The organism is Agrobacterium bohemicum, assembly GCF_002896715.1.
GTDB lineage: Bacteria > Pseudomonadota > Alphaproteobacteria > Rhizobiales > Rhizobiaceae > Agrobacterium > Agrobacterium bohemicum.
Genome location: NZ_PGEL01000017.1, coordinates 153,001 through 174,070, shown reverse-complemented (window position 1 = coordinate 174,070; position 21,070 = coordinate 153,001). Strand labels below are relative to the sequence as shown.

The window sequence follows — 21,070 nt, the reverse complement described above, 5'->3', positions numbered from 1 at the left end:
ATCGGTCAGCTTCCGCCTTTGGGCACCGGCGGCGCAAAACGGAGGGCCCCGGCAATCCTGTTCCAGGCGCTGATCTGACCAATGGCGACCGTCAGATGGGTCGTTTCGGCGTCGCTGAAGACGGTACAAAGCTCGGCATAGGCGTCCTGTGGAATGGGTTTNGCATCCATCCGCGCCAGATATTCGGCCCAAGCGAGCGCTGCTCTTTCACGGACCGAGAACAGACCGGCATCGCGCCACACGGCCAGCAGGTCGAGTTTGCTGGCGGCGACACCTATCTTTCGCGCTACGTTCAGATGAAGCTGGGTGCAGAAAGCGCAGCCGTTGATCTGGGAAACGCGCAGCTTGACCAGTTCTGTCAGTTCTTTTTCCAGTCCGCTATCATCAATAGCCTTCCCAAGCGCGGCGAGCGCTGCAACGGCGCTTGGAGCGGTTTTTTGAAATGTTTCATAGTTAAACGGAGCGGAATGGCGCGGGGCGGTCATGGTGGATTTCCTCTCGATTGTCTGTATTGTAAGAGTGCTGATAACATATAAGAGTTCTTACAATGAGTCGAAAAACCTTTCAACCGGATTTGCCGCAGCCCGGCGATGGAAAGCGCGGTAGCGACGGTTATCTAGGCTATCTTCTTCGGCAGGCGGCCCATGCCTATCGTGTTCAAGCCGAACAGGCTCTAGCTGATGTCGCTCTGACACTGCCACAGTTTTCAGTGCTGACCATGCTTGCCAGCTATCCTGGCCACTCCAATGCCGATCTTGCTCGTCTAGCTCTTCTGACGCCGCAGACCATGAGTGTCATTGTCGCCAATCTACTCAAGGCTGGATTGGTGGTGCGACAGGATCATGCCGTTCATGGCCGTATTCGCCACATCGTGTTGACGGAGAACGGTCTGACCGTGCTCACTCTCGCCAAGCAGCGGGTTTATGCGATTGAGAATGACATGCTGGAAGGCCTGAGCGACGCAGAGGAACAGACCGTGCGCGACTGGTTGGTCCGAACTGCGAAAGGCTGATCGAGAGGGGAACCGGCAGCCGGATCAGGAAATCCGACTGCCGCAAATGTTCGATTACCCAATATCGGTCGAGCTGATCTTGATACCAAAACCTTCGAGGCCGACATAGTGGCGCTCGCGCGTGGTGAGAAGCTTGATCGAGCTGATGCCGAGTTCCTTGAGGATCTGCGCGCCAAGGCCGATTTCCAGCCATTCGTCATCGCGGGAGCGAGCTTGAGCATGCGCTTCTTCCGGGTCACGGGACTTGCGGCGTCCGGCGACCTGTCCGACGCCGACGGAACCTTCACGCAGATAGATGATGACACCTCGGCCTTCGGCGGCGATCTTTTCCATGTAGTGCTGCACGGGCTGCTTTTTGCCGAAGACGTCGTCGGCCACGTTTNCCGGGTGCAAGCGCACGGGAATATCGACGCCATCACGGATATCGCCGAAAATGACCGCCATGTGCTCCATCGGGTCCCAGGGCAGGGAATAGGTTTGTGCCTTTGCAGGTCCGAATGGCGTATCGAGCGTGAACTCGCTTTCCTTCTCGACCAGCGTTTCCTTGCGCTGTCGATAGGCGATGAGATCGGCCACCGAAACCTGTTTCATGCCGTGCGTCTCGGCAAAGGCCGAAACCTGCGGCCCGCGCATGACGGTGCCGTCGTCATTTACCAACTCGCTGATGACGCCGATTGGTGGCAGGCCAGCCAGCTTGCACAAATCGACAGCCGCTTCGGTATGTCCAGAGCGCATCAACACGCCGCCTTCGCGCGAGACCAGCGGGAATATGTGGCCGGGGCGGGTAAAATCGGCAGCGCCCGCGTTGGGATTGGCCAGATTGCGAACCGTCACGTTGCGGTCGCTCGCGGAAATGCCAGTCGTTGTGCCGTGTTTGAAGTCTACCGAAACGGTAAAGGCAGTGGTGTGGGCGCTGTCGTTTTCCGCGACCATGGCGTTGAGGTTGAGGCGTTTCGCCTCTTCTTTCGGCATGGGGGCGCAAACGATGCCGGAGGTGTGGCGCACGATGAAGGCCATCTGTTCAGGCGTGCAATGCACGGCGGCAACGATGAGGTCGCCCTCGTTTTCGCGGTCGTCATCATCCATGACGACAACAATCTCACCGGCCTCGAAGGCACGAATAGCTTCAACGACACGCTTCTGATCATATGTCATGGTGGCTCATGTTCCTATTTCAGGCGGCCGGTCTGGCCGCGGTCTCTCAGATAATGGTCGGCAACCGTGCATGCCACCATCGCCTCGCCAATCGGCACGGCGCGGATGCCCACGCAGGGGTCGTGGCGACCCTTGGTGCGGACATCGACATTATTGCCATCGGTATCGATGGATTGTCGTTCCGTCAGAATGGACGAGGTCGGCTTGATCGCAAAGCGCGCAACAATGGGCTGGCCAGTCGCGATACCGCCCAGAATGCCGCCGGAATGATTGGAAAGGAAAAGTGGCTTGCCGTCATTGCCCATCCGCATTTCGTCGGCGTTTTCTTCGCCCGTCAGTTCGGCCGCGGCAAAACCTTCACCGATTTCCACGCCTTTGACGGCGTTGATCGACATGAGGTTGGAGGCGATGTCCTGATCGAGTTTGGCATAGATGGGTGCGCCAATACCGGCAGGCACGCCTTCGGCCACAACTTCAACGACAGCACCGATCGAAGAGCCAGCCTTGCGGATGCCGTCCAGATACTCCTCCCAGACAGGAACCATTGCGGCATCCGGGCAAAAGAAGGGGTTCTGATCGACCTGGTTCCAGTCCCAGTTGGCGCGGTTGATCTTGTGCTTGCCGATCTGCACCAACGCGCCGCGAACATCGAGACTCGGCACCACTTTGCGGGCCAGCGCACCGGCTGCAACACGCGCTGCCGTCTCACGCGCAGACGAGCGACCGCCACCACGATAATCGCGAATTCCGTATTTCAGATCATAGGTGAAGTCGGCGTGGCCAGGCCGGAAACTTTTGGCGATCTCGCCGTAATCCTTGGAACGCTGGTCGGTGTTTTCGATCATCATCGACACCGGCGTTCCGGTGGTGATCATCGTCTCACCGTCTTCATCCAACATCACGCCGGAGAGAACCTTGACGATGTCGTCTTCGCGGCGCTGGGTTACAAAGCGGCTCTGGCCGGGTTTGCGCTTGTCCATCCACTGCTGAACTTCCGCGAGCGTGAAGCGGATGCCGGGAGGGCAACCGTCGATGACGCAACCAAGCGCCGGACCATGGCTTTCACCCCAGGTGGAAACACGGAAGAGATAACCGAAGGTATTATGCGACATGTGATCAGACCGAGGCAGTGGCATTCCGCATGCGGAACGCATTTCTAAAAANGAGGCGGACTTTTCATAGTGTAAAAAACAGAGAAGGCAAAAGGCTTTCTTTTGCCATTTCCGTTCCCTTGAAACATGAAATGGCGCGTTTCACGAAACCATGCGCCATTCCTTGGCGGTCGCGAAAGCCGAGAACTCTTCCGGCGGAAGCGGCTTGGAGAAAGCGTATCCTTGCAGCATATCGCAACCCATCTGTCGCAATAAAACGGCGTGATCGTGCGTTTCCACACCTTCCGCGATGGTTTCGACACCCAGCGAGCGGGCAATATCGACGATGGAGCGGACGAGTGACCGTTCCTGCGGGGACGCGATGATGGGCATGACCAGCTGCCTGTCGATCTTCAGACGCTTGGGCTTGAGGCGCAACAGGCTGATGATCGACGTATGACCCGTGCCGAAGTCATCGATTTCGATGTCGATTCCCAGAGCTTTGATGCGCTCGATATTGCTCGTTGCAATATCTTCGTTTNCATCGAGGAAANTGGACTCGACCAGCTCGAATGTGATCTCGCCGGGTTTGATGGCAAGCTCCTTGAGACTGTCGATCAGGTGGTCGTCATGCAGGCGGCGAACCGAGACATTGACGGATATGCGAGGTACATCAATGCCCCTCAGACGCCAGATTTCCTTGTCTTGCAGGGCGTGTTGCAGAACGATCTGATCTATCGTGGACACGACGTTCAGCTCTTCTGCAATTTTCAGGAACTTGTCCGGGGTCAGAATGCCTTTGGCGGGATGGCGCCAGCGGACAAGCGCTTCCACACCGGTCAGTGCGTGTGTGTTGGCGCAAAACTGCGGCTGGTACCAGGCTTCGAATTCGCCTCTCTCCAGTCCAGCCAGAATTTCGTCTGCCGTTCGTTTGTGATTGACGATTTCAGCCTGAAGGTTCTGGGTGAAGAACTCGAAGCGGTTTCGCCCGGTTGCCTTGGCGCGGTAGAGTGCAAGATCGGCGTTGATCAACGTGCGGCGCGCATCCGCAGAACCGGATTCTGCAAATGCAATACCGATCGAAACGCCGCAGCGGCAGGTAAAACCTTCAAAATCGAAGGGGTAGCTGAAGGCCGAGATAATTTTCGTCGCTATCGATTTGACGTTGTCCTTTTCGCCCAACTGGGAGAGGAGGATCACGAACTCGTCACCGCCTATGCGCGCGACGATATCGCCCTCGCGCACGTTGCGGACCAGTGTTTTCGCCGCGTGGATGAGAACTGCATCGCCAGCGGCATGACCGAGCGTGTCGTTGATCTGCTTGAAGCGGTCGAGATCCAGATGGAGAATGGCAAAGCGTTTGCGCTCTCCGGAAGAGGGCGATGACAGGGCATCCAGATGCTGGTCAAGCTTGCGGCGGTTCGCAAGCCCGGTGAGTGGGTCATGGAGAGCATTATGCTCGATGCGGGTTTTCGCCTGTTCAAGTTCTGCGTTTCTGGCTTCCGCTTCGTCTTTGGCGGAGTTGAGTTGTTCCGAGAGCAGGACGTCTGCGGTAACATCGAAGGCGATGCCGACGACCTTTCTGGTGCCGTCGCGGCTGCTGTTAAGCCGCCCGACTGCCCTGACATATCGAAGGCTGCCGTCCGGCAATATGATGCGTTTGGTCGAGATGCGATCTGGACTTTCGCTATCTTTGGACACGCCACCGAAANCCATGGATCGTTCATCAGGGTGGAGACAGGCCAGATAGTCGTCCTTCGTCACATGCCTGCCCGCCTCGGGTGGCAAGCCGTGGAGCTCGCACATACGCTCGTTCCAGATCGCGTTGGAATAGTCGTGGGTCGCTTCCCAAATGCCGCAATTGTAGGAGTCCAGCGCAAGCGTTAGGCGTCCCGACAGTTCCTCCAGCTCATGTTCACGGCTCGATAGCTCGTGGAGAGCCAGTTCGAGTTCGGCGTTCTTGATATCGCTGTTATCTTTCGCTTCGCGCAGCTTTTGCGCCATGATCATGTCTGATGTGACGTCCCACAAAATACCGGTCGTCTGATATGATCCGTCCGGTTTGATGTAGCTGGAGCCGGCAGAACGCAGGTAACGAGTGGCTCCGCCCGGGAGCGGAACCCTGTAGACCTCTGACGAGGTCTGCTGATTGGATGAGCAGTTGAAGAAAAACCTTGCCGCTTTCGAGCGGTCCTCGATCACGAGTGCCGTCAACCACTCGGTCAGGAGCAGACGCCGTTCCAACATAGGGAAGCCATGCAGACCGGCTGCGCGTTCGTCCAGGTAGCAGCGTGATGTATCGTTTNCTATTTCCCAGATGCCGATGCTGGAGGAGTCCATCGCCAGCCTGAAGCGCTGGGAAAGCTCGAGAAGTTTCGTCTCGCGTAGACGAAGTGTTTTTATGTTGCGATTTCTCTCGGAGAGAAGCAGTCCCGCCACGAGAATGGGCAGAAGCATGGAGATCGCTGCGATGGCAAGGGTCGTTCGCAGAGATTTGTAATAGGGCTTGACCGCATCCCAGCCAGAAACAGGTGTGGCGCTTATTTCCCACCGCGATCCGGGCAAATCCACCGCCCTGATGACGGGATCCTCGTGCAATGGTTCCAGCACGCTGCCCACCACTTCATTCGTCAGCGTGTCGCGGATTTCGAACCTGATCTGGCCGGAACTGGCATCGAGCGGCGTCGTGGTGTCGTGGCCGATTGTCTCGAAAAGTTTTCTGCGATCGACGACGGCCAAGACCAGATCGTCTTTCTCGGCGCNGACCGACGAAGCTGGAGGAACGGTCACGATCACCATGATGGTGCCGCCTGCAGCAGGCTCGAAGACTTGCGTTTCCGGCAGGCGATCCTGTGGCGGAAGGGCTGCAAGTTTTGCCAGCCGGTCCCTCAGCATCGTTCCTATCTGGTCTCGGGGAAAATCGGGTACAGATTGCGACGTGTAGAGTTTTNCCAGGTGAAAATCGCGTGCGAACCCGATGGCGATGAAATGATGGGATTGCTGCAACTGGTAGTCGGCGATTTTGTCCAGTCCCGCCGAGGTTTCGCCCGGGGTCAGTGTCGCGTAGTGCCCAAGAGATGTCAGTGTGGAGACATCGTTGTTCAAACGCATGACAAGGCTGTCGTGCAGAACATCGAGCGCATATCGGGTGTGCGTTTCCAGGTCTTCGCGAAGCGACGCCGCGCCCCGGTGGTCGATGAGGTTGAACGCGCCAAGCATCATGCCAGCCATTGCCATCGCCAACAGGGCGGCGACGATCCTGCGTCTGACGATTTCGTTAAGGCGTCCCCCGATATCGGCCCAAGCAGTCACTCAATTTATCCTTTGGCAGTATCGCATTTTTCTCTGCTATACAGCCTAAANTACAATATAATCTGAATCGAAGACTACAGTTCTCATTTTAAATCACTCTAAAGCAACGTTGATGCGGATGAGGCGATCAAAAGGGGTGAGCTCTCTAAAGGCTTGATTAAAGGTTAAAATCCGTTCATCAATTGGATTGAAANTGTCATGCTTGCGGGCGAATTCCGCCACATTCGGGAGGCAAATCTTGTCGCATATGAAGTTTTTCAGCACCTTTAAGAAAGCCATAGCGATGCGTTTGATGATTGCCGCACTTTTGGCCACAGCCGGTCTGTTTGCTCCCTTCAATGCGTTCGCGCAGAGCGTGGATGTGGAATCGACGATCAGCAAGGTTGACGTCAAAGGGCTGACGATCACGCTCGAGGACGGCAAGAGTTACAAGGTGCCGGAAGAATTCAACTTCGATGGCTTGCAGGCGGGTGTGAAGGTTGTGGTGTTCTACACTGAAGTCGATGGCAAGCGCGTGGTTGATGACCTCGAGGTCATCCAGTAGCGATCACGCAGCGGCGTCGATCCACTCGGCAATACCCCGTTCCGTTTCCACTTTTAAAATACGGTCCTGTGGAATTGGAATTTCCGCGGCGATGTCTTTCTCAATGCCGGATACGAGGCGAAACATCGAACGTATCACGCCGCCATGGCAAACGCAGACCGTCTGACGATCAACCGAAGACAGCCAGGCACCGATACGCCACGAGAGAATTTCGTAGCTTTCAGCATCCTGCCCCGGCGGGATGAAATCCCATTTNGCGGCTTTGCGGGCTTTTACTTTCTCGGGTTCGGTGATCTTCAGTTCGGGAAGGGTTTGGCCCTCCCAGTCACCGAAGGAAATCTCCACAAGACGCTCATCCGTGCGGTAGGCTGTCGGGTCCAGTCCCATAGCCCCGCGCAGCAGTTCCATCGTTTCGCGTGTGCGGCCCAATGGACTGGCGACATAATCGAAATCGTTGACGGTCTTGCCAAGGATGCGGGAAAGGGTCTTGCCGTTTTCAGTGGCTTGCGAACGACCGAAGTCGTTGAGGGGAATATCCTTTTGACCTTGCAGTCTGCGGATTGCATTCCAGTCTGTCTGTCCGTGACGGATAACATAGACCAGCAATACTCAACCCCTGTCTTGGTCTTTCGACGATGCGCCGAAGCGCTGCATGTCGCTTTNCATTGCATATCCCGCGCAAAACGACTGTACACGTTTGCGCGAGATATCTGTCATTCAGTCTTTTACAACGGAGATATCAGGGGCGTCCACCGCCTTCATGCCAATCGTATGGTAACCGGAATCGACGTGGTGAATTTCACCCGTAACGCCCGTTGACAGATCGGAAAGCAGGTAGAGGGCGGACTTGCCGACTTCTTCGATGGAAACGGTGCGCTTGAGCGGTGCGTTATATTCGTTCCACTTGAGAATATAGCGGAAATCACCGATGCCTGAGGCAGCCAGCGTTTTGATCGGGCCTGCCGAAACAGCATTGACGCGAATGCCACGATTGCCGAGGTCTACGGCCAGGTAGCGTACGCTGGCTTCCAGAGCAGCCTTTGCAACACCCATGACATTGTAGTTCGGCATGACTTTTTCAGCGCCGTAATAGGTCAGCGTCAAAAGTGCGCCGCCATCGTTCATTACCGGTTCGGCGCGTTTTGCAACCGCAGCCAGAGAATAAACCGAGATATCCATAGTGCGATTGAAGTTGTCGCGGCTGGTATCGAGGTAACGGCCGGTCAACTCATCCTTGTCGGAAAAGGCGATGGCGTGAACGACGAAATCGATCTTGCCCCAATGCGCTTCGATGTTGGTGAAAACGCCATCGATCGTTCCAAGGTCAGTCACGTCGCAATGTCCAGCCATAAACGCGCCAAGTTCCTTGGCCAATGGCTCTACACGCTTCTTCAGCGCATCACCCTGCCAGGTGAAAGCGAGTTCAGCACCGGCATCGGCGCAGGCCTTTGCAATGCCCCATGCGATGGAACGATTGTTTGCGATGCCCATGATGAGGCCACGCTTGCCAGCCATGAGGCCAGATGTCTGAGCCATTCTGTGCTCCCTATTCTTAAATCGAACTTGCCTATGGCATAGGCAGAACGCCTGTTCAAGCAGGGCTGGATCATCTCATGTTAGGGAACGTAACAATGGGTGCGTTGTTCACGCCTTTCGTGAGCAACAAGGTCAAAAAACGCTGAATGCGCTCTACAGATAGAGCCCTTCGCGCATATGGCGCATGAGATCCATGACTTTTGCGTCCGGCGACTCCAGCAGAATGATGCGAAGTTCTACAACGAAATCACCGTAGCCGCCTGATCCGTCCTTCAACCCTTTGCCTTCGACGTGGATCGCGCGATCAGAACCAGACCATGCCGGAACGGTCACTTTCAGCTCGCCATGGGGAGACTGAACCGTAGCTTCACAACCGAGAACAGCGTCCGCCAGTGAGATCGGGAACGTTGTGTGGATGTCGAAATTCCTGATCGAGAATGTATCATTGCGCGAAGCCAAAAGCGTTACCACCAGATCGCCGCGTGCCGATTCGGGTAGTTTCAAGCCTTGCCCTTTCAGGCGAACGACATGACCGTCCGTCATGCCGGGTTCCAGCTGAAAGCGGACTTCACGATCTTCCGGCATGCCGACCGTCACCCATTTCTGCTCGATGAGATCGGAAACGGTTACGATGGCCTCGGCAGTGATATCGGGCGCCTTTTCGGGTACTGTAGTGGTGCCGCGAATGCGGCGCATAAGGGCGCTGAAAAANGCTGCTGGCCTGCGCTGCACGTGCTTCCATCTTCTCGGTTTGCGCAGCAGCACGCTCTTCGGTTGACATGTTCGGATCTTCGGAATTGCTCTCAGGTTTNGTGGAAGCTACCTTCGCCTTTGCGTCGGCGCCGAAAATACGCTCCAGCATGTCCTCGGCTGATTCCGGCTTCGCGTTGTCAGTGTTTGGGTCTGCTTTGCTGGTTCGAGCCTGCGCCTTCTCAAGCTCTTCCATCAGCTTTTCGGCAGCTTTGGCGCGTTGTGCGGCTTCTCTGGCGGCAGCGCGCTGCTGCATGATGGTCTGGTCGCGCTTTTTGGTTTCTGCCACGCGCCGGGCCTGATCGTACAGGCCGCGCTTTTGGGGGTCCTTCAAGAGATCATAGGCTTGGCCGATTTCTGCAAANCGTGCGGTTGCGTCCGGATCTGTCTGGTTGTGATCGGGATGCACGGCTTTCGCTTGCGAGCGCCAGGCTGCTTTTATTTCATCTGATCCGGCATCTCTTTGAACGCCCAGAATAGAGTAAGGATCACGCATCCGAACCACCAATCACCCCAACCGGTGCAGGCCGTATTTTTTCGTCATGAAAAGCCTGCAACATGAAGACCACCCGTCTTGAACGTGCACACAGACTTTGCGTTGCATCGTTCAGTTTGAAATCGGATTTGACTGTCGCAAGAACTTGCTAATCAGACCTTTACAGGGACGTGACTTGGCCGGTCGCCGGGCCTGTAATGATAGACAGGGTAAATGTTTTATTTCTGGCTGAAGCTGGTCATCAACCATTCGCCTGTCTCGGAAAGGCAAGCTTGCCNGCTGTAGCTGGCAACACCTTCAAAGGAATGGCGTGTGGTATTGAAGTTGCGGCAGACGAAACCGGTGTTTCTGTCTTCGCGAATGGCGGTTACAACGCCAGCACTTCCCGTTGCTGCGTTGGCCCATGGAAGGGGAGAATCCGAAATCTTGGCAAGATCGGCAGAGGTGACGGCGTTGCGGATGGTCGCATCATCTGAAAGTGTCTGGGTCGTCTGTTGGTTGGGGACGGAAGCGGTGGACAGGGATTTGTCGACCTTTTCGCCACCAAACAAATCCAGACTGACGCAACCGGTCAATATGACGAGCATGCAAGCAGCGGCGGAAACATCCACGACTGAAGACAAGAAGCTCTTTGTTCGACTGTTCGACTTTGCTATGACGATCACCATCTCTAGGCCAGAATACATTTCTGGTACGCAAATCAGCTCAGGAGCATTTTATTCAATATGTCGGAAAGTCGGTTAACATCCAGTGACTTTACAGAGGAAANTGAACCTTTTGCACTTTTTGCGGATTGGTTGCGGGATGCAACAGCCTCTGAAATCAACGATCCAAACGCCGTGGCGCTCGCCTCGGTGGACGAAGAAGGCATGCCGAGCGTTCGCATGGTTCTGCTGAAACATGCCGATGAACGGGGTTTTGTTTTCTACACGAACTTTGAAAGCCGCAAGGGGTTGGAACTGTTGGGTCAACAGAAGGGCGCCATGTGTTTTCACTGGAAAAGCCTGCGCCGGCAGGTGCGGGTTCGTGGTTCCGTCGCGGTTGTCAGCGACGAGGAGGCAGATGAATATTACACATCGCGTCCACGCGGCAGCCGCATCGGCGCTTGGGCATCCAAGCAGTCCCGTCCTCTGGAAAGCCGATTCGCGCTGGAAAAAGCCGTCGCGACCTACACCGCAAAATACGCGATAGGCGATATTCCCNGCCCCCNGCACTGGTCTGGTTTCCGCATTCAGCCTTTGACCATCGAGTTCTGGCAGGACGGCAAGTTCCGCCTGCACGACCGCGTCGAGTTTCGCCGCGAAACGCCGGAAGGTGAGTGGTCCAAGGTACGGATGTACCCTTGAACACACAAAATAATGCGACGCGGCCGAAACGCCGCGCCGCATTATCGGTATCGACACCCCATCGAAANTATGATCAACATTGCGCATGAACAAAGGAAGAACATATGCTTTCTCAACTCATGCAGCAATTCGAACTCGCCTCGCAAAAATATGCGCTCGCCAATGGTATCGAGCGAGATCCCGACTGGTATCTTCTCAAGCTTCAGGAGGAGGTCGGCGAGGTGACGCAAGCGTGGAACCGGCTGAGCGGACGTGGACGCCGTAAAGGCAAGACCGCAGAGGAAATGCGTCAGGATCTATCGGATGAAACCGCAGACCTTCTCGGTCACGTCTTGCTTCTCGCCCATAATAGCGGGCTTGATCTGGAGGCATCCATCCAACGAAAATGGCGCTTCGAACCGGCTATTTAGCCTCCGCGGATTTCAGAAGTCCCGCGACCTCGAAGAGGTTGTCGCAGATCGCCACGCATTTTTCCCGCATCGCATCCGTTGCTGGTGCGACGTCCGGAACCATAATTGTCTGTGTTCCGGCGCTCCATGCGGACTGGACGCCGTGATAGGAATCTTCAAGCGAAAGACAGTCCTGTGGCGAAAACCCCAGGCGTTTGGCGGCGCTGAGATAGGGATGGGGAGACGGCTTCGGCTCGGCATAGTCTCCACGCGCCAGTATATGATCGAAGCGTCGGGTCAGATCGAATGGCCCCAAGTGGCGGTTGACGGACTCATGGCCGGATGAGGTGGCAATAGCCCGTGGTATGTGCAGTTCATCCAGCAGATCGAGGATTTCGAGGACGCCGTCTTTTAGCGCCACACCATCCGCCATCTGGATTGCCAGGTGCCGAAGCCACGCATCGCGAAAATTATCCATTGGAAAATCTTCGCCATATTCAGAGCGAATGGTTTTCGTGATGACATCCCACGGACTGCCGCAAACCCGCTGATACACATCGACGGCCATGCCGTGCCCACCCTCATCGGAGGCGGCTAAAAACGAGTCCCGATAGTGCTTCTCGCTTTCGATCAGAAGGCCGTCCATATCGAAAATAACGGCTTTCGGCCTGAGCAAAACGTTCTCCATATCAACCGAATCGAAANGGGCGCTCGCCCAGGCTTTCGAAGGGCCGGATGAGATAACCATCAGGGTCCGCTACAATAAACTGCCGGTTGCCGACTTCCGTCTCGCCCCGTCGATACCATTTTTCCTCAAGTGGCAAAAACAACTCGATGCCCGCACGTTGCAAGCGCTCGAGAATGTTTTCCAATGATGGCACAATAAGCTGCAGGTTCATGCCGCGGCCGAAGGGGTATGTAACGGGAACGGTTTCATCCTCGAAGGTTCGCCCGGCACCCATCTGGTCGATCATCAGTTGCGCATCGCCGAGCGCGAGATAGGTGAAGCCTTCTTCCGGTCTTTCGTAAACCACATGAAANCCAATGAGATCACAATAAAAAGAGCGGCTCTTCGGCCAGTCGCTGACGGCCAGTTCGGGAACAAGAGCATTTGCTGTAAAAGTCATGTCGTCCTTGGAATTACCTGGGTGGGTTTTGCCGGGACGTACCAGCGTCGTGGATATTCTGATATCGGGTCAATATGTTGCGTATAAAATCTGTTTTCGCAACTGTGTATGCGTCACCATCGTGCGAGTGGCGTTCGGCCAGCATCTTTTTGAGTGCTGCATAGTCCTGCCTGATGTCATCGTGGAAACGTAAAATGTCACAAAAANGCAAACGTTGTCTGTGTGTTTCGTTTTTGGGCGGACATAGATAGATACGCTGGCCTGGAAGAGGGCTTCGGATCATGAAGGCCCAGACACCATCACCGTGCCTGCTGCCACGCGCTTCGTAACCGGCTTGCTCTAGCAATAAACGACAGGGNTCGATATCTATGATGTCTGAGAGCACAATATCGACATCTATAAAAGGATTTGCATCCAGACCCGGGACGNCAGTACTGCCGATATGGTGGATTTCGGCAATTTTTGAACCCAGCAGGTTTTTCAGTCGGCCCTCGATCATGACGTAGATCGAAGACCAAGAAGGATCGTGGGGGACGATCTTGACTGGTGTTCCCATGCTTGCCTTCAGGCCTTCGTCCCGCCCACCGTGATCTGATCCATGCGAAGGTGCGGTTGGCCCACGCCGACTGGTACCCACTGGCCGGCCTTGCCGCAATTGCCGATGCCGGTGTCGAGCTTCATGTCGTTGCCGATCATCGTCACACGCTTCATTGCATCCGGTCCATTGCCAATCAGCATCGCACCCTTGACCGGTGCGCCAATCTTGCCGTTTTCGATGAGATAGGCTTCCGTGCAGCCGAAGACGAATTTGCCGGAGGTAATATCCACCTGGCCGCCGCCGAACGAAACGGCATAGATGCCCTTCTTGACCGAAGCGATGATCTCTTCCGGCGTCTTGTCGCCACCGAGCATGTAGGTATTGGTCATGCGTGGCATGGGCACGTGCGAATATCCTTGGCGACGTCCGTTGCCGGTGGCTTTCATGCCCATCAATCGGGCGTTCTGCCGGTCCTGCATATAACCGACAAGCTTGCCGTTTTCGATTAGCACATTATAGGCGGAAGGCGTGCCTTCGTCGTCTACCGTCAGTGAGCCACGACGGTTGTCGATTGTGCCATCATCCACTACGGTGACGCCGGGAGCGGCGACCATCTCACCGAGAAGTCCCGCGAAGGCAGAGGTTTTCTTGCGGTTGAAGTCACCTTCCAGCCCGTGGCCGACGGCTTCGTGCAGCATGACGCCCGGCCAACCGGCACCCAGTACCACATCCATGGTGCCAGCGGGCGCATCGATGGCCGTGAGATTGACCAAGGCTTGCCGCAACGCCTCGTCGGCTCCGCGCTGCCAGTTTTCAGTTGTGATGAAATCGCCGAAACCGACGCGTCCGCCAATGCCGTAGGAACCGCTTTCCTGCCGGTCACCTTCCCCCGCAATCACGGAAATATTGATGCGGGTCATGGGGCGGATATCGCTGACACGATGACCATCGGCGCGAAGGATGTCCACGATCTGCCAGCTTGCCGCGACGCTTGCCGTGACCTGACGCACCTTCGGGTCCTTGTCACGCAGATAGGTGTCGATTTCGGTCAGAAGCTTGACTTTTTCCTCAAAACTTGGCGCCCNGATCGGGTTTTCATCACCGTAGAGCTTCTTGTTGGTGCGCTGTGGGGCCGCCGCATAGGAGCCTGCATAGCCCTTTGTGACTGCGCCGACAGCATCGGATGCGCGCCTCAGCGCCGCCAACGATAGCTCGCCCGCATGCGCGTAACCCACTGTCTCACCAGCGACGGCACGAAGCCCGAAGCCCTGGTCGGTATTGAAGCTTCCACCCTTGAGGCGGCCATTGTCAAAGGTAAGCGATTCCGCCTGTGCATGCTCAACGAACAACTCGCCATCGTCAGCACCTGAGAGAGCATCGGCGATCTGGGCGCGCAACCGTCCTTCGTCGCAATCGAAAAGGGTCAAAAGGTCTTGGGTCATCGCGGGCTCCAGTCGTGGCTGTTAACAGCGCATTTAAGTGCTGGAGACCTAAGGCGCAAGATTGATCAGGGAAGCGTGTCGTAGCCTTCGGCAAAGCCGCGCAATTCGATTGGAATGCCGACGCGGTCCTGATCGACGGATTCGCGCAGTGCAAACACGGCATTCTTACCGGCGCGCAGAACCTTCAGCAGCTCGTCATCGATGTCGACTTCCACGTAGCAACCCTCGGAAAAGCAGCGTGTGAAATAGGCACGACCGATATTGTTATTGTCGATATAGAGCTCCATGCCGTCCTTGAGGAGAACACCAAGTGGCGCGAGAATGCGCAGAATACGGGATTTGCGATCCGCCGTTTTCAAGATCACGACGGAAAGGCCGACCTCGGGCCTGTCGTCTGCAATCACGTTCTGCATCAAAGCGCATTGTTCTTCGGAGGCACCGGCAGGTTTGTCACAAATGACGGACCACGCGCCATGCGTCGATTTTGGCGTTCCCGGCTGCTGCGGCTGAACCGGTGCCGGTTGCTGCTGCGCAAAACCTGCGGCTGGAACGATAATGGAGAGACCGGCGGCGATAAAAAANGCGCGCGCAATCGGGGACAGACGCATGGATACCTCAGGATTCGAATCAGTGCGGCTATTTTGACGTCCCGACCGGGAAATGAAAGAGCCATCCTCCTCAATTCCAAGGGAGTGCGGCCAAAATAGGACTTTGCGCATGTGACGTTGCGCGAATGCTGTCTCGCAAGGGCCGCCTAGGGCCGACCGGAAGATGGGATAGGCTGAAAAATCAGACCGTTGCCAACCAAGGCGATATTGCGGCGAAAGACAAACTATGATTTGAGTCATTGATATAAGCATGGATTCTGCGTTTGAGAGTGATCATGATCAAACGCGTGAGGGAGAGGTACCGTGACTAACAGAATTTACGCAAGCTTGGTGGGCATGATCTGTCTACTCACGGCGGTCGGTGCTCGTGCCGATCAGCCGAGAGATTGGCAGATGGGATTGCAGGAGGCGGCAACGCCCATCATGCATGAAATTCGATGGTTCGAACAATATACGCTTTGGTTCATCGTTCCGGTCACGCTTTTCGTGCTTGTCCTGTTGATTGTGGTGGCGGTAAAGTTCCGCGCATCGAAAAGCCCGGTTGCATCCAAGACCAGTCATAACACCGCCATCGAAATCGTCTGGACGCTCGCTCCGGTTCTGATCCTGATGTTCCTGGCATTCCCTTCCTTCAACCTGCTCAACGCACAGCTGACTCAGCCGGAAANTCCGGATTTGACGCTGAAGGCGACCGCAACGCAGTGGCAGTGGAATTACGAGTACACGGCAGCCGAGGGTGTAGAAGCGCTGGCGTTCGACAGCTACATGCTGAAGGATGTTGACCGCGCAGCAGCCGGCAAAGACGATAAGGCTGTCTATCCGCGTCTTCTGGCCGTCGATAACGAAATGGTCGTTCCTGTCGGCAAGACTGTTCGCCTCCTGGTTACAGCGGCACCAACAGATGTCATTCACGCGTTTGCGATGCCAGCTTTCGGCGTCAAGATCGATGCCGTTCCTGGTCGTTTGAACGAAACATGGTTCAAGCCCGAAAAAGTAGGCCTTTATTATGGGCAATGTTCCGAGCTTTGCGGCAAGGATCACGCCTACATGCCAATCGCCATACGGGTGGTTTCCGAAGAGCAATACAAANCCTGGTACGCCGCTGCCGCCTCAGATTTGAGCGGTGCGAACCGGGCGCTCATGGCTTCGGTGGATGGTGCGCAAAGCACCGTTCAGGTCGCCGAAAACGAAACCAAATAACGTAAGGAGTGAGGACAATGGCTGGACATTCCACACACGACGATCATCACTCTGTCGAGCGCGAAGCGCATCATGATGATCACGCGCACCACGCGCACACACCGAGCTTCGCTCAGCGTTGGTTGTTTTCGACCAACCACAAAGACATCGGTACGCTCTACCTGATCTTTGCGATCATCGCAGGCATCATCGGTGGTGGCCTTTCGGTTGTCATGCGTATGGAGCTTCAGGAGCCGGGCATTCAGATTTTCCACGGCCTCGCTGCCATGGTTTATGGTTTTGAGGGTGATGCTGCCATCGATGGCGGCAAGCACATGTATAATGTGTTCACGACTGCACATGCGCTTATCATGATCTTCTTCATGGTCATGCCAGCCATGATCGGCGGCTTCGCCAACTGGATGGTGCCGATCATGATCGGCGCGCCGGATATGGCGTTCCCCCGCCTCAACAATATTTCGTTCTGGCTGATCGTACCGGCTTTCATCCTGCTGCTTCTGTCGCTCTTCGTTGAAGGACCGGCCGGTGCCTATGGTGTCGGCGGTGGCTGGACCATGTATCCGCCGCTTTCAACCAGCGGCATGCCAGGGCCCGCGGTGGATCTCGCAATCTTCGCGCTCCATATTGCCGGTGCGTCTTCCATTCTCGGTGCCATCAACTTCATCACCACAATTTTGAACATGCGCGCACCGGGCATGACCCTGCACAAGATGCCGCTGTTTGCGTGGTCGGTGCTGGTCACAGCGTTTCTTCTGCTCCTGTCTCTGCCTGTTCTGGCGGGCGGCATCACCATGCTTCTGACAGACCGCAACTTCGGGACGTCTTTCTTTGCGCCTGAAGGCGGCGGTGACCCGATCCTGTATCAGCACCTGTTCTGGTTCTTCGGTCACCCGGAAGTCTACATTCTGATCCTGCCCGGTTTCGGTATCATCAGCCACATCATTTCGACCTTCTCGAAAAAGCCGATCTTCGGTTATCTCGGAATGGCTTACGCCATGGTCGCCATCGGTGCGGTCGGCTTCATTGTGTGGGCGCACCACATGTATACCGTCGGTCTGTCGCTGGAAGCGCAGCGTTACTTCGTCTTCGCGACCATGGTCATCGCTGTGCCAACAGGCATCAAGATTTTCTCCTGGATCGCAACGATGTGGGGCGGTTCGCTGACCTTCACGACGCCAATGATCTGGGCGATCGGCTTCATCTTCCTGTTCACCGTCGGTGGCGTGACGGGCGTTCAGTTGGCCAATGCCGNTCTCGACCGTTCTCTGCATGACACCTACTATGTGGTCGCGCACTTCCATTACGTGCTGTCGCTGGGTGCGGTGTTTGCGATCTTTGCGGGCTGGTATTACTGGTTCCCGAAAATCACCGGCTACATGTACAGCCAGAAGATCGGCAATCTGCACTTCTGGGTGATGTTCGTCGGCGTCAACTTGATTTTCTTCCCGCAGCACTTCCTCGGATTGGCGGGTATGCCACGTCGTTACATCGACTATCCGGATGCCTATGCCGGTTGGAATGCGGTGTCGTCCTACGGGTCTTATATCTCCGCCGTGGCCGTCCTCATCTTCCTCGCCGGTGTGTGGGAAGCGTTTGCCAAGAAGCGTGTGGCTGGCGATAACCCATGGGGTGAAGGTGCGACAACACTGGAGTGGCAGCTGTCTTCGCCGCCGCCATATCACCAGTGGGAACAGCTTCCCCGGATCCGCTGAGGCATTTTGTCAGAGCGTGTGTCCCGGCTGAACATGATAGATGTCAGTTTCACGCTCAGACAAAAGACGTAAANGGAGCGCCGCATATATGCGCGGCGTTTCCTATGAAAGCAGGAAAAATGACTGTTATCGACAATCACGACGCGCTGGACATGGATAGCTTCAAGCTGTCCGAGGCGGGCGCGCGCGATTATTTCGAACTGCTGAAACCCCGCGTCATGTCGCTGGTGGTGTTCACCGGTTTTGCTGGCCTCGTCCTGGCACCTGGCAGCATCAACCCCGTATTGGCAGTGGTGGCCATCCTTTGCATCGCGGTGGGTGCTGGCGCGTCCGGCGCATTGAACATGTGGTATGACGCCGATATCGACGCGGTCATGAGCCGTACCGCCAAGCGCCCGATACCCTCCGGCCGCATCCAGCCGGGTGAGGCGCTTGCCTTTGGTCTGACGCTGTCCGTGTTTTCGGTTGCCATTCTTGGTCTGGCCGTGAACTGGTTTGCCGCCGGCCTGCTGGCTTTCACGATTTTCTTCTATGCCGTGGTTTACACGATGTGGCTGAAGCGCTCGACGCCGCAAAATATCGTCATCGGTGGTGCAGCTGGCGCGTTTCCACCCATGCTCGGCTGGGCTTGCGTCACCGGTGGTGTATCGCTGGACAGCACCATCCTGTTCCTCATCATCTTTCTTTGGACGCCAGCCCATTTCTGGGCTCTGGCACTCTTCAAGATGCGCGATTACGGCTCGGTTGGTATTCCCATGATGCCGAATGTTGCCGGTGAACGCTCCACCAAGAACCAGATGATCGCTTACGCAGTTCTGACAGCTTTCGTCGCAGTGGCACCTTACTTTACGGGCCTGGCAGGTGGCGGCTACGGTATCTTTGCAGCCGTTCTCAGCGCCATCTTCATCTACTGTTCCATCTCGGTCCGGCGCATGCCTGACGGAGATGAGCGGATGTTGCAGGCGAAAAAGATGTTTGCCTATTCCGTGTTCTATCTCTTCGCGATTTTCTCGGGGCTTCTTGCCGATCATCTCGCGCCGTCATTTCTGACATTGATTCAAGGGGTGGCATAATGGAAACGATCAAGCTGAACGATGCGCAGAAGCGATCGCGCCGTGGTCGTAACATCGCTCTTGGCGTCGTGCTGGCAGCACTGGTCGTTCTTTTCTACGTCATCACCATTATAAAAATCGGCGACTTTTAAACGCCGGACGGCACGAGGGGGAGGGATATGACAGCAACACAAACATCAGCAAAGAAANCGAGCAACAGCTCGATCCTAGTGCTGTGTCTGGTTTTTGTCTGCGGCATGGTGGGCATGGCCTATGCGTCGGTTCCGCTATATCGCCTTTTCTGCCAGGTCACCGGCTATAACGGCACGACACAGCGCGTCGAACAATATTCGGATGTCATTCTCAACAAGACGATGAAAGTGACGTTCGATTCGAATACCTCCAACGGTTTGAACTGGGATTTCCAGCCAGTTAGCAAATCCGTTGAACCAAAANTCGGTGAAACCGTACAGGTCATGTTCAGGGCGACGAACCGTTCACCGGTGGCTACCACCGGAAGTGCGGTCTTCAATGTGACGCCGATGGAGGCGGGTGCCTATTTCAACAAGGTGCAATGTTTCTGTTTTACGGAAACGACCTTGCAGGCGGGCGAAACGCTTGAGATGCCGGTCGTATTCTTCATCGACCCTGAGATCGTCACTGCTCGGGAAACGAAGAACATCCATACATTGACACTGTCCTACACATTTTATCCGTCGAAGACGGAAAAACCGGTTGCGTCCTTGCCGGTAAAGACTGAACGTGACGAAACGAAGCTTTGAGTGAGGGAGGTACGACCGGTTTTGGTCGTGCTGCATGAGTGGCATCTTAACGGATGCGACTATATTGAGTGACTAGGGAAGAGCCTGCGGGGATCGTTCACATGGCAGAGACACATCAGAAAAAACATGACTACCACATCATAGACCCCAGCCCCTGGCCGCTTTTGGCCTCGGTCGGTGCATTTTTCATTGCCTTTGGCGCCATCTGTTACATTCGTTACCTGAATGGTGGCTCGTTCAAGATGTTCGGTCTGGAATGGGCTAACCCTTGGCTGTTCTATGTCGGCTTGGCCATCATTCTTTACGTGATGTATGCTTGGTGGGCAGATACCGTGAAGGAAGGGCATGAGGGCCACCATACCCGCGTGGTAGCGCTGCATTTGCGCTATGGCATGATCATGTTCATCGCGTCGGAAGTCATGTTCTTCGTTGCATGGTTCTGGGCCTATTTCGATGCCAGCCTCTATCCACATGAGGCTATTCAGGCGTCGCGTCTGGAATTCACCGGCGGGCAATGGCCACCAAAGGGCATTGAAGTTCTCGACCCTTGGCATCTGCCGCTCTACAATACCGTCATTTTGTTGCTGTCCGGCACATGCGTAACATGGGCGCACCATGCGCTCTTGCACAATGACCGGAAGGGCCTGATTTCCGGCCTGGCATTGACGGTGGCCCTTGGAGCGTTCTTCTCCTTCGTGCAGGTCTACGAGTACATGCACGCGCCGTTCGACTTCAAGAATTCCATCTATGGCGCGACGTTCTTCATGTCGACAGGCTTCCACGGCTTCCACGTTTTCGTCGGTACCGTGTTCCTGCTGGTCTGCCTGCTGCGCGCCATGAAAGGAGATTTCACGTCCAAGAATCATTTCGGTTTCGAGGCCGCCGCCTGGTACTGGCATTTCGTGGACGTGGTCTGGCTGTTCCTGTTCTTCGCTATCTACGTATGGGGCGGCTGGGGCGCGCCTCTGGCGGGTTGAG

22 protein-coding genes and 1 pseudogene are annotated in these 21,070 nt (G+C 55.7%); 10 read left to right on the top strand and 13 right to left on the bottom strand.

Annotation, left to right across the window (positions count from 1 at the left end; all coding sequences use genetic code 11):
- Positions 1–5: 5 nt before the first annotated feature.
- Complete coding sequence (locus CUC55_RS03675) at positions 6–485, bottom strand: carboxymuconolactone decarboxylase family protein (protein ID WP_067651497.1); 480 nt, start codon at positions 483–485, stop codon at positions 6–8.
- Between the two features lie 62 nt (positions 486–547).
- Between CUC55_RS03675 and CUC55_RS03670 the strand changes: the two genes are divergently transcribed.
- A complete protein-coding gene (locus CUC55_RS03670; protein ID WP_067651498.1) occupies positions 548–1,012 on the top strand; it encodes a MarR family winged helix-turn-helix transcriptional regulator in 465 nt (154 codons plus the stop codon).
- Positions 1,013–1,066: 54 nt separating this feature from the next.
- Here the strand turns inward: CUC55_RS03670 and ribB are convergent, their stop codons facing one another.
- The 3 genes from ribB to CUC55_RS23510 all read right to left on the bottom strand — a co-directional run bounded on the left by ribB (position 1,067) and on the right by CUC55_RS23510 (position 4,974).
- The gene (ribB, locus tag CUC55_RS03665; RefSeq protein WP_103086992.1) at positions 1,067–2,167 is read right to left on the bottom strand and encodes a 3,4-dihydroxy-2-butanone-4-phosphate synthase; all 1,101 of its coding nucleotides are present in this window, start codon (positions 2,165–2,167) and stop codon (positions 1,067–1,069) included.
- Between the two features lie 14 nt (positions 2,168–2,181).
- Positions 2,182–3,279 carry a chorismate synthase gene (aroC, locus tag CUC55_RS03660; RefSeq protein WP_067651964.1) on the bottom strand — a complete coding sequence of 366 codons (1,098 nt, stop codon included), beginning with the start codon at positions 3,277–3,279 and terminating at the stop codon, positions 2,182–2,184.
- Between the two features lie 141 nt (positions 3,280–3,420).
- Positions 3,421–4,974, bottom strand: coding sequence for a putative bifunctional diguanylate cyclase/phosphodiesterase (locus CUC55_RS23510; RefSeq protein WP_425352729.1), 1,554 nt, complete (start codon positions 4,972–4,974; stop codon positions 3,421–3,423).
- 1,879 nt (positions 4,975–6,853) lie between these two features.
- On the opposite strand from CUC55_RS23510, the gene CUC55_RS03650 reads away from it, so the two are divergent.
- Entirely contained in the window at positions 6,854–7,114 is a 261-nt protein-coding gene (locus CUC55_RS03650; RefSeq protein ID WP_067651511.1) for a DUF1344 domain-containing protein, read from the top strand.
- Positions 7,115–7,117: 3 nt separating this feature from the next.
- Here the strand turns inward: CUC55_RS03650 and CUC55_RS03645 are convergent, their stop codons facing one another.
- From CUC55_RS03645 to CUC55_RS03625, 4 genes and pseudogenes are all read right to left on the bottom strand, one after another.
- On the bottom strand, positions 7,118–7,720 hold the full coding sequence (locus CUC55_RS03645) for a histidine phosphatase family protein (RefSeq protein ID WP_067651514.1): 603 nt from the start codon (positions 7,718–7,720) through the stop codon (positions 7,118–7,120).
- 111 nt (positions 7,721–7,831) lie between these two features.
- Positions 7,832–8,650 carry an enoyl-ACP reductase FabI gene (gene fabI, locus CUC55_RS03640; protein ID WP_067651516.1) on the bottom strand — a complete coding sequence of 273 codons (819 nt, stop codon included), beginning with the start codon at positions 8,648–8,650 and terminating at the stop codon, positions 7,832–7,834.
- Between the two features lie 153 nt (positions 8,651–8,803).
- Positions 8,804–9,896 (bottom strand): annotated as a pseudogene (locus tag CUC55_RS23070) (DnaJ C-terminal domain-containing protein).
- A 218-nt stretch (positions 9,897–10,114) separates the two neighbouring features.
- Positions 10,115–10,483, bottom strand: a complete 369-nt coding sequence (locus tag CUC55_RS03625) for an RT0821/Lpp0805 family surface protein (RefSeq protein ID WP_170063818.1) — start codon at positions 10,481–10,483, stop codon at positions 10,115–10,117.
- A 138-nt stretch (positions 10,484–10,621) separates the two neighbouring features.
- Here CUC55_RS03625 and pdxH point away from each other — a divergent pair, with 138 nt between their 5' ends.
- Together pdxH and CUC55_RS03615 are read left to right on the top strand one after the other, a co-directional pair.
- A complete protein-coding gene (gene pdxH, locus CUC55_RS03620) occupies positions 10,622–11,242 on the top strand; it encodes a pyridoxamine 5'-phosphate oxidase (protein ID WP_103086990.1) in 621 nt (206 codons plus the stop codon).
- A 104-nt stretch (positions 11,243–11,346) separates the two neighbouring features.
- Complete coding sequence (locus CUC55_RS03615; protein WP_067651520.1) at positions 11,347–11,652, top strand: pyrophosphohydrolase domain-containing protein; 306 nt, start codon at positions 11,347–11,349, stop codon at positions 11,650–11,652.
- On the opposite strand, the gene CUC55_RS03610 is transcribed toward CUC55_RS03615, so the two are convergent.
- The 5 genes from CUC55_RS03610 to CUC55_RS03590 form a co-directional block, all read right to left on the bottom strand.
- Entirely contained in the window at positions 11,645–12,307 is a 663-nt protein-coding gene (locus CUC55_RS03610; protein WP_245304007.1) for an HAD family hydrolase, read from the bottom strand. The two genes, CUC55_RS03615 and CUC55_RS03610, sit on opposite strands and share 8 nt — an antisense overlap.
- Positions 12,308–12,320: 13 nt before the next feature.
- On the bottom strand, positions 12,321–12,758 hold the full coding sequence (locus CUC55_RS03605; RefSeq protein ID WP_067651527.1) for a bleomycin resistance protein: 438 nt from the start codon (positions 12,756–12,758) through the stop codon (positions 12,321–12,323).
- Positions 12,759–12,771: 13 nt separating this feature from the next.
- Positions 12,772–13,314, bottom strand: a complete 543-nt coding sequence (locus CUC55_RS03600; protein ID WP_103086989.1) for a GrpB family protein — start codon at positions 13,312–13,314, stop codon at positions 12,772–12,774.
- Positions 13,315–13,322: 8 nt separating this feature from the next.
- Positions 13,323–14,738 carry a metalloprotease TldD gene (gene tldD, locus CUC55_RS03595; protein WP_103086988.1) on the bottom strand — a complete coding sequence of 472 codons (1,416 nt, stop codon included), beginning with the start codon at positions 14,736–14,738 and terminating at the stop codon, positions 13,323–13,325.
- A 65-nt stretch (positions 14,739–14,803) separates the two neighbouring features.
- Entirely contained in the window at positions 14,804–15,346 is a 543-nt protein-coding gene (locus CUC55_RS03590; protein ID WP_067651543.1) for an invasion associated locus B family protein, read from the bottom strand.
- A 336-nt stretch (positions 15,347–15,682) separates the two neighbouring features.
- Between CUC55_RS03590 and coxB the strand changes: the two genes are divergently transcribed.
- The 6 genes from coxB to CUC55_RS03560 all read left to right on the top strand — a co-directional run bounded on the left by coxB (position 15,683) and on the right by CUC55_RS03560 (position 21,069).
- Positions 15,683–16,546, top strand: a complete 864-nt coding sequence (coxB, locus tag CUC55_RS03585; RefSeq protein WP_103087029.1) for a cytochrome c oxidase subunit II — start codon at positions 15,683–15,685, stop codon at positions 16,544–16,546.
- Between the two features lie 17 nt (positions 16,547–16,563).
- Positions 16,564–18,258, top strand: coding sequence for a cytochrome c oxidase subunit I (gene ctaD, locus CUC55_RS03580; protein WP_103086987.1), 1,695 nt, complete (start codon positions 16,564–16,566; stop codon positions 18,256–18,258).
- Between the two features lie 119 nt (positions 18,259–18,377).
- Entirely contained in the window at positions 18,378–19,331 is a 954-nt protein-coding gene (locus CUC55_RS03575) for a heme o synthase (RefSeq protein WP_067651547.1), read from the top strand.
- Positions 19,331–19,462 carry a hypothetical protein gene (locus CUC55_RS23295; RefSeq protein WP_103086986.1) on the top strand — a complete coding sequence of 44 codons (132 nt, stop codon included), beginning with the start codon at positions 19,331–19,333 and terminating at the stop codon, positions 19,460–19,462. The genes CUC55_RS03575 and CUC55_RS23295 overlap by 1 nt, the downstream gene beginning before the upstream one ends.
- A 27-nt stretch (positions 19,463–19,489) precedes the next feature.
- Positions 19,490–20,092: a cytochrome c oxidase assembly protein gene (locus tag CUC55_RS03565; protein ID WP_103086985.1), complete on the top strand. Its 603-nt coding sequence runs from the start codon at positions 19,490–19,492 to the stop codon at positions 20,090–20,092.
- A 101-nt stretch (positions 20,093–20,193) separates the two neighbouring features.
- Positions 20,194–21,069 (top strand): cytochrome c oxidase subunit 3, encoded by an 876-nt coding sequence (locus CUC55_RS03560; protein ID WP_067651552.1) that lies wholly within the window; start codon positions 20,194–20,196, stop codon positions 21,067–21,069.
- Position 21,070 lies beyond the last annotated feature (1 nt).